This window comes from Mycobacterium sp. (assembly GCF_049673265.1).
Lineage (GTDB): Bacteria > Actinomycetota > Actinomycetes > Mycobacteriales > Mycobacteriaceae > Mycobacterium.
Genome location: NZ_JBATXN010000017.1, coordinates 1 through 7,800, shown reverse-complemented (window position 1 = coordinate 7,800; position 7,800 = coordinate 1). Strand labels below are relative to the sequence as shown.

7 protein-coding genes are annotated in these 7,800 nt (G+C 66.6%); 1 reads left to right on the top strand and 6 read right to left on the bottom strand.

Features of this window, described 5'->3' with window-relative positions; all coding sequences use genetic code 11:
- A partial coding sequence (locus WBF82_RS00470) for a PE/PPE C-terminal domain-containing protein (protein ID WP_424381149.1) occupies window positions 1-248 on the top strand: 248 nt, incomplete at its 5' end.
- A 6-nt stretch (window positions 249-254) separates the two neighbouring features.
- Here the strand turns inward: WBF82_RS00470 and WBF82_RS00465 are convergent.
- From WBF82_RS00465 to WBF82_RS00440, 6 genes are all read right to left on the bottom strand, one after another.
- Window positions 255-1,415, bottom strand: a complete 1,161-nt coding sequence (locus WBF82_RS00465) for a PPE family protein (protein WP_424381148.1) — start codon at window positions 1,413-1,415, stop codon at window positions 255-257.
- Window positions 1,416-1,459: 44 nt separating this feature from the next.
- Complete coding sequence (locus WBF82_RS00460; protein WP_424381147.1) at window positions 1,460-2,311, bottom strand: PPE family protein, SVP subgroup; 852 nt, start codon at window positions 2,309-2,311, stop codon at window positions 1,460-1,462.
- 201 nt (window positions 2,312-2,512) lie between these two features.
- On the bottom strand, window positions 2,513-3,814 hold the full coding sequence (locus WBF82_RS00455) for an MFS transporter (protein ID WP_424381150.1): 1,302 nt from the start codon (window positions 3,812-3,814) through the stop codon (window positions 2,513-2,515).
- Window positions 3,815-3,878: 64 nt separating this feature from the next.
- Complete coding sequence (locus tag WBF82_RS00450; protein ID WP_424381146.1) at window positions 3,879-5,285, bottom strand: acyl-CoA synthetase; 1,407 nt, start codon at window positions 5,283-5,285, stop codon at window positions 3,879-3,881.
- A 9-nt stretch (window positions 5,286-5,294) separates the two neighbouring features.
- Entirely contained in the window at window positions 5,295-7,616 is a 2,322-nt protein-coding gene (locus tag WBF82_RS00445; RefSeq protein WP_424381145.1) for a CaiB/BaiF CoA transferase family protein, read from the bottom strand.
- Window positions 7,613-7,800: aldehyde dehydrogenase family protein (locus tag WBF82_RS00440; RefSeq protein ID WP_424381144.1), on the bottom strand; the 188-nt coding region annotated here is incomplete at its 5' end. The genes WBF82_RS00445 and WBF82_RS00440, both read right to left, overlap by 4 nt.

Genomic DNA, 7,800 nt, shown 5'->3' with positions numbered 1-7,800 from the left:
GTATCGCCCAGTCATCCTCGGTCGGCGGGCTGTCGGTGCCGCCCACCTGGTCTGCGGCCACTCCGGAGTCCAGCGCGGCGGCGGTAACCACCGCGGATTGGAACGCGGACTACGACGAAGGCAACGGCGTGACCAACGTCGCGACTGGGATGCCGGCGGTAGCCGGCACCGGCCGCGGAGGCCACGGCTTCAGCAGCCCCCGTTACGGCGTCAAACCCACGGTGATGCCCACCCGCGTGCTCGTCTGAATTACCTTACACGAGAACTTGTTTGGGCATCACGGTTGGCTTCAAGCCATAGCGTGGTCCCACGCCGAAGCTTCCGCGGCCCGCCGAGGCATACGCCGGCATGCCAGCCGCCACCGTGGTCATACCGCCGGCCTCTGTGGCGGAAGTCCAACCCGAGCCCGCCAGTGGAGCAGCGATGGCGGCGGGCTCGGCGGGCGTGGCTGCCGACCACGCTGCCGGCACCGACAACTTCCCGACCGGGGAGGCTTGACCCATCCCGGCCAGTAACGGCGCACCGCCCACGCTCGCAGCACTCACCGCAGTGCCAGGCTGCCAGCCGTGAATACCCATACCGCCGAAAGCAAGCGGAAGGTTATGGCTGAGCAGTCCCGCGTCATAGGTGTGCCCATACAAGATCGCGGTCGTGATCCCATTGAACGCGTTCCAGGCCACCATGTCGGAGATCCCGTTCGGAATGCTGTTCACCAGAGGGTTATTGAAGAAATCGTCCAAGGATTGAGCGGGTACCGCCGCGCCGGACAGCGGAGTTGAAAGCGACTGCATCGCACTGGGCAAGTTGGACACCAATGCGGGCAGTCCGGCCGACGTGCCGGCGGCCTGGGTGACGGCACCGGCCTGCGCGCCGGCCCCGCCGGGGTTGGTGGTCGGCGGCGGATCGGTCAACGGCTGCAACGTCCCGGCGCTGGCCGAGGAGCCGGCGTAGCCATACATGGCGGCGACGTCTTGGGCCCACATCTCCCCGTAATGGGCCTCGGTGGCCGCGATCGCCGGGGTGTTCTGTCCCAGAACGTTGGTGGCGACCAAGGCCGCCAGCTGTGCTCTGTTGGCCACGACAACGGGCGGCGGGACGGTCATCGCAAACGCGGCCTCGTAGGCAGCGGCCGACGCCATGGCCTGGTTGGCTGCATGTTGAGCGGCTGCAGCAGTTGTGTGCATCCACTCCACATAGGGTGTCGCCGCGGTGGCCATCGCCGCCGCAGACGGACCCCGCCACCCTTCATCAGTGAGCGTCGAGATCACCGACTGGGACGCAGACGCGGTCGTATTCAGTTCGGCCGCAACGTTGTTCCACGCAGCCGCGGCGGCCATCATCGGCCCGGCGCCTGCGCCGCTGTACATGCGTGTGGAGTTGATCTCAGGGGGCAATGCGCCGAAATCGAAAGTCATTTCTTTGATCCTTTTCTGGCATGAGCTCCGCCGTTATCGGCGTCTTAAATGGCGGTCGGTCTGGGCATCACGGTGGGCTTGACGCCGTAGCGCGGGGCGCCGAAGCCATAACCTGCGCGCCCGGTCGAGGCCACCGAGGGAACCCCTGTCGGCATCGTCGTCACCGGCGGGGTCTGCGGCGCGGCGCTGGTCCAACCCGCACCTGCCAATGTCGCGGGTGCGGCGGTGGCCGGCGGAACGCTTCCCCCAGCCCAACTGGGCGGCACCGACATCCCGCCCAGCGATGACGCCTGGCCCGCGCCTGCGACAACTGGCGCTGCACCGACACTTGCGGGCCCCGCCGACGCGGTCGCAGCCGCCGGAGGGAGCGCACCGCCCGCGCCGTCTGCCATACCGATGGCCGCTGGGTCGGCGGGGTTCCAGTTCACGGCTTGGGGAAGGAATTGGCCCTGGCCCAGCGCAATGAATTGGGACCCCGCGGCGCCGAAGTTCTGGGCCCAGTTGAAAGGGGTAGCAATTGAGGCGCCCGTCGAGGACGACACTTGCGCGGGAGTGACCGCTCCGCTTAGCGGACCGAGCAGGCTGGACAGCGACGTTGAACCAGTCGCGGCGTTATTGGCCGCTTCGGTTTCGCCATACGACCCGGCGCTGGCGCCCAGGGTGTTCACCAACATCTGGTGAACCGCCGTGGCTTTGGCGCTGACCTGCTGATACCAGGTTCCATAAGCCGTGAATTGCGCGGCCTGCAGCGCTGATACCTCGTCGGCGGCTGCGGGAGCAACGCCCGTAGTGGGAGCCGCAGCGGCGTCATTCTGGTCGACCATTGACGTGCCGAGGGTTTGTAGTGCGCTCGCCGCAGCCGTCAATGCTTCCGGCTGTGTGGTCACAAAAGACATGGCATTTTCTCCTAACAAAACAGGCCGACTATCTAGGTTCGGCGGCGGTGTTCGGATTCTTTAATTGAGCGCCCGGAGGGGCCGCGAACTCCGAATTCCCAAAATTTGCCCGGAATACGTCGGGAACGAGGATTTAATTCGCGCGGCAATTTTGGGCGCGGATGTCGCACCCGGGCCAAACCGGAAAACACTGCGGCGCGATCAAGCGCCGGTTGATACCGCGGCGACACCGGCATCTCGAGCGGAGTGAAGTGCAGTTCCCTTGGTCTCGGGAAGTAGGTAGGTGCACACAACGCTGGCCAAGGCCAGGACGGCCAGCATGGGGCCGACCGCCCAGCTGCCGTAGGTTGCCTGCAGTGTCCCCGCAACCAACGGCGGCAACGCGCCGCCAACGACGCCGGCGAGGTTGACCGCCAGCGCCGATCCGCTATAGCGGTACCGGGTGGCGAACAACTCGGGAATGAAAGCGCCGGTCGGTCCGGAACCGATCCCGGCGATCGCGAACATGCCGACGATCGCGACCGCATACAGCGCGGGCTTGCCGGTGTCCATCAACGGAATCACTACCGCCGCCCACGGCACGCACCCCACCCAGCCCAGCAACATGATCCGGCGACGGCCGAATCGATCGCACAGACCGGCCGAGAGCGCGACGGACACCATGCTTGCCAACCCGCCCAGCGCCCCGACGGCCCAGATGAAACTGCGGGTGTATCCGAGATGGGTATGGGCGTACGCGGTGAGATAGGTGTTGCCCATATAGGCGAATCCAAAGCCGCCCAGGATGCTGCCCGCGGCCAACAAGATCTCTCGGCGTTGCAAGTGCAGCAACTCCGCGATCGGCGCCGCCGGGACACGGTTTCGGGCCTTCTCCTCGGCGAATACCGGAGTCTCGTCGACTCTGACCCGCACATATAAGGCGATGCCGATCAGGACGCCGCTGATCAGAAACGGTATGCGCCACCCCCACGCCATGAAGGCGGGGCTGTTTTCTCCGATGCTGAAGTTCACGCCTAAAAACGTCAGGCTGGAAAGCACCCCAGCGGTGCCGCCGCCGAGCAGGGTGAACATGCCATACCAGCCGCGCCTGCCGGTGGGCGCGTGCTCGGCGCTCAGCAACGCTGAGCCTGCCCATTCACCGCCGACAGCAAACCCTTGCAGGAGTCGCAGCCCAACGAGAATCAGGGGGGCCGCGGTACCGATGGCCGCCGTGCTGGGGACGAAGCCCACCGAGATCGTGGCGACGGCCATGAACAACAGCGTGACGATTAGGGTCTTTTTGCGGCCCAGCCGATCACCGTAATAACCGAAGGTTGCCGCGCCCAGCGGCCGAGACACAAACGCACTGGCAAACGTGCCCATCGACGCGACCGTGGCCAACGTCGGACTGAGGTGGGGAAAGAAGACGGTGGGGAACACCAACGCCGCCGCGGTGCCGTAAATCAGGAAGTCGTAGTACTCGATTGCCGAGCCGACCAGACACGCAGCGGCAACTCGCCTCATCGGCGTGACCCAGCGTCTCTGCACGATAACGACGGTAACGCAGGACGTCGAACTCGTCGCCGCTTCAACCGCGGGTCAACAGCTCCTTTTTCAGCACCTTGCCCATCGCGTTGCGCGGCAATGTATCCACGACCCGCACCTCACGCGGTCGCTTGTGCACCGAAAGCTGTTGAGCGACATAGTCAATCAATTCCTGCGGCTCGGCGTCGCCAACGACGTATGCGACGATGCGCTGGCCGAGGTCTTGGTCGGGCAATCCGACCACTGCCGCCTCAGCCACCCCGGGGTGCCCGAGCAGCGCCGTCTCGATTTCGCCGGCACCGACCCGGTATCCCCCGGACTTGATCAGGTCGACCGAATCGCGGCCGACGATGCGATGCATACCGTCGGCGTCGATGACGGCGGCATCACCGGTGCGATACCAGCCATCGGTGTCGAACGCGTCAGCGGTGGCATCCGGCCGATTCAGATAACCGTTGAACAGCGTGGGGCCGCGAACCTGCAGCCGCCCAATCGTTTCCGCGTCGTGCGGTGCCGGGCCACCATCGTCGTCGACCAATCGAGTCTCGACGCCGTCCAGCGGTAGCCCGACCCAGCCGGGACGTCGTTCGCCGTCGGCGCGGGTGGATAGCGTGATCAACGACTCGGTGGCGCCGTAGCGTTCGACGGGCGGGTGCCCGGTGAGCCGGACCAACTGGTCGAATACCGGCACCGGCAGGCCGGCGCTACCGGACACCAGCAGCCGCGCCGGCCGCAGCGCCTCGGCTGCAGCTTGGTCGGCAACCACCCGTGACCACACCGTCGGCACTCCGAAGTACAGCGTGCCTTTCGCTGCTGCATAGGCTTCGGGCGTCGGTTTTCCGGTGTGCACGAAGCGGTTTCCGAATCGCAGCGACCCGAGCAGACCCAACACCAGGCCGTGCACATGGAATAGCGGCAGCCCGTGCACCAAGGTGTCCTCGGAGCTCCACTGCCAAGCTTCGGCGAGCGCATCCAGGTCGGCGGCAAGCGCCCGGCCACTTAACTGCACGCCCTTGGGCGGGCCGGTGGTGCCCGAGGTGTAGATGATCAGCGCGGTGTCCTGAGGGGACGGCTCGGGTAGGCGGTGCCAGGACCGGGCGTGCGTGCGCACCGGGATGTGCGGCAAGCCTTCCCCCTCGTCAGGCAGCGGGCCCAGCCAAGCCTCCGCGCCGGAGTCGGTGAGGATGTGCCGACGCTCAGCCTGCCCGACGTCGGCGGGCACCGGAACCACCGGAACGCCGGCGATCAGGCATCCGGCGATGGCCAACGCGGTCGAGGCGGTCGGCGTGGCCAGCACGGCGATCCGGTCCGCTCCGCCCACGCGCTCGGCCACGGATGTCGCGGCGCCGATCACATCGCTGCGGCTCAGCGTGGCGTCACCGATGCGCACCGCGTCGGCGAGATCGCGGCCCCCGGTGATCGCGGCGGGGTCCAGCGAGCTCAGCAGCACGTGTGCAGGCTAGCTCATCACCCGTTCGCCGATCACCCGGTCGCGGCGCAGCGCCGCTAGCTCGTCGTCGGAGACTCCAAGGCCACCAAGGATCTGGTCGTTGTGCTGGCCGAGTGTCGGCGGGGCAAAGCGATGGTGTCGGGAAGGTCCGGGGGTGATGCGAAATGGCCAGCCGGGATAGCGGTGGCGGCCGGTGACAGCATGGTCGAAATCCTCGTAGTATCCACGCGCATCGAGCTGCGCCACGTCATACATCTGCTCGGGCGCGATGACCTTCTCGGCGGGGATATGGCGTTCCTGAAGAGCCGCAACGATATTCGCGGGCGACTGGGTTTGAGTCCACGCAGCGACGACTTCGTCGAAGACGTCGTGATTGGCTGTGCGATCGTCCTGGAGCAGCGCGGGCTCACCTATCAGGTCGACCAACGCCGCCATGTCGTTGTCGTCGCGCACCGACAGCGCCACCCACGCATCTTCGGTGTCGGTCGGGTAGACGCCTTGGCGGTAGCCGCGTCGCCGGTTGCCTTCCCGTGGCCGGACGATGCCGTTCATCGAGTACTCGATCACCGGCTCGGCGGTGACGGCGGCGCCGACCTCGATCTGCGCGACCTCGATCAGCCGACCCTCGCCGGTACGGCGGCGGTGCTGCAGCGCGGCGAGCAAGGCAACACCGGCGTGCACCCCGACGATGGGATCAGCGGGCCCCTGCACGTTGCACGGCGGACCATCGGCATAGCCCGTTACGGCCGACATGCCGGAAACCTGCTCGATGTTCAGCGCCCAGCCCACGTAGTCCCGCCACGGGCCGTCGAGGCCGAATCCTGGCATGCGGACTGCGATTACGTCCGCGCGCAGCGCTACCAGCGATTCATAGTCCAGCCCGAACTGCTCTATTACCCGCGGCGAAAAGTTCTCCACGACAACATCTGCCTGCGCGGCAAGCCGTCGTGCGAGCTCGCGTCCGGCCTGCGAGGTCAAGTCCAGCGTGATGTCTCGCTTGTTGAGGTTGGTGGCCTGCCACAGCGCGCTGCGCTCGTACCAGTCGTCGCCCTCGTGCGGATACGCCGCCGAGTAGCGGAATCCGTCGGGCCGCTGAATCGACTCGACTTTGACGATGTCGGCGCCGAGGGCCCCGAGGTAACAGGTGAGATAGCCGCCCGCCCAGAACGTGGTCAGGTCAAGGACTTTCAACCCGGAAAACGGCAGAGAAGGGTCGACGATCTCGGCGGACGGCCAGTGGCCATGTGATGCTGCGCCGGCCGGCATCGCCGCTGTCTTCGAGAAGCGAAACGGCGGACCCGGACGTCGAAAAGACCAATCCCGTCCTCCCCCGTCGACGAAGAATTCCCGCTTGACGTACTGCGGGCAGTCCAGCGTGGTGGCGCCGTCTGCTATCGGTGCCGCCGGAATACGCAGTGCCTGACTGAGTTCGACGATTTCGGCCACGGTTCGCTCGCTCAGCCAAGGCTGGGCGGCCGCGAAGAATTCGGCGCGCTCGGGCCCGCCCGCCATGATGGCGTATTGGTGCTCGCCGAACTCGGGCAGCCCGACCATGGCGCACACGTCGAGCCAATGCTGTCCGGTCAGGCAGTTGATCCCGACCCAGCCATCGCCGGCCCGGACGACACCCAGCATCGGGGACGAGCGGATGTTGGACGGCAGGCCCAGCGTTCGCATTCGCTCGGCCATCAGCATCGGATAGGGCAGCGTAGACAGCAGTGCCTCGAACACCGAGACATCGACCTCGGTCACCCGACTCCTGGGGGCGATTCGCAGGGCGGTGAGCGCGCCCATGGCGGCGTAGCCGCCCGCTACGTACTCGGCGATCCGGGCACCTGCCTGTACCGGCGGGCGGTCGGGATCGCGCGTCGAAACCCAACCGGACGCCGCCTGGAGCGTCAGCGATGTCTCCACGCGGTCGCGAAACGGCCCGTGCTGCCCGAAGTTTGAGATGCGCACCACGACCAGCTCCGGGTTGATATCTTGCAGGGCGTCGACTCCGAGGCCGGATTCGTCCAGGGATCCGGGCGCCAGCGCGTCGATCAGGACATCGGCGTCGCCGATGAGTTCAAGCGCCACCGCCGCGTCGGTTTCACGGGTGAGGTCGAGGACGGTGCGGTGCTTGCCGGCGTTGAGGTACTCGAACAGCCCACAGCGGTCGGGGTCGGGGTCGCCGCCGGGAAACGGGCCCCACCGGCGCAGCGAATCCCCTTCCGGTCCTTCAATTTTGACAACGTCGGCGCCAAGGTCGACGAACAACTTGCCGCAATAGGGCCCTGAGATCTCGTTGGCGATCTCGATGACACGAAGCCCGTTAAGGGATTCGCTCACGCGGGCAATCCCATGGCCTTCGGCTCCATGTACTGACGAATTCCCATGATCCCGCCGCTTTCCCGGCCGAACCCGCTCTGGTTGAAGCCGCCGAACGGCGCACCACCGGGACCGAAACCGTTGACCGCGATCTGCCCGGTGCGAACCCGACGCGCAACGGCGACCGCACGGTCCACGTCCGTGC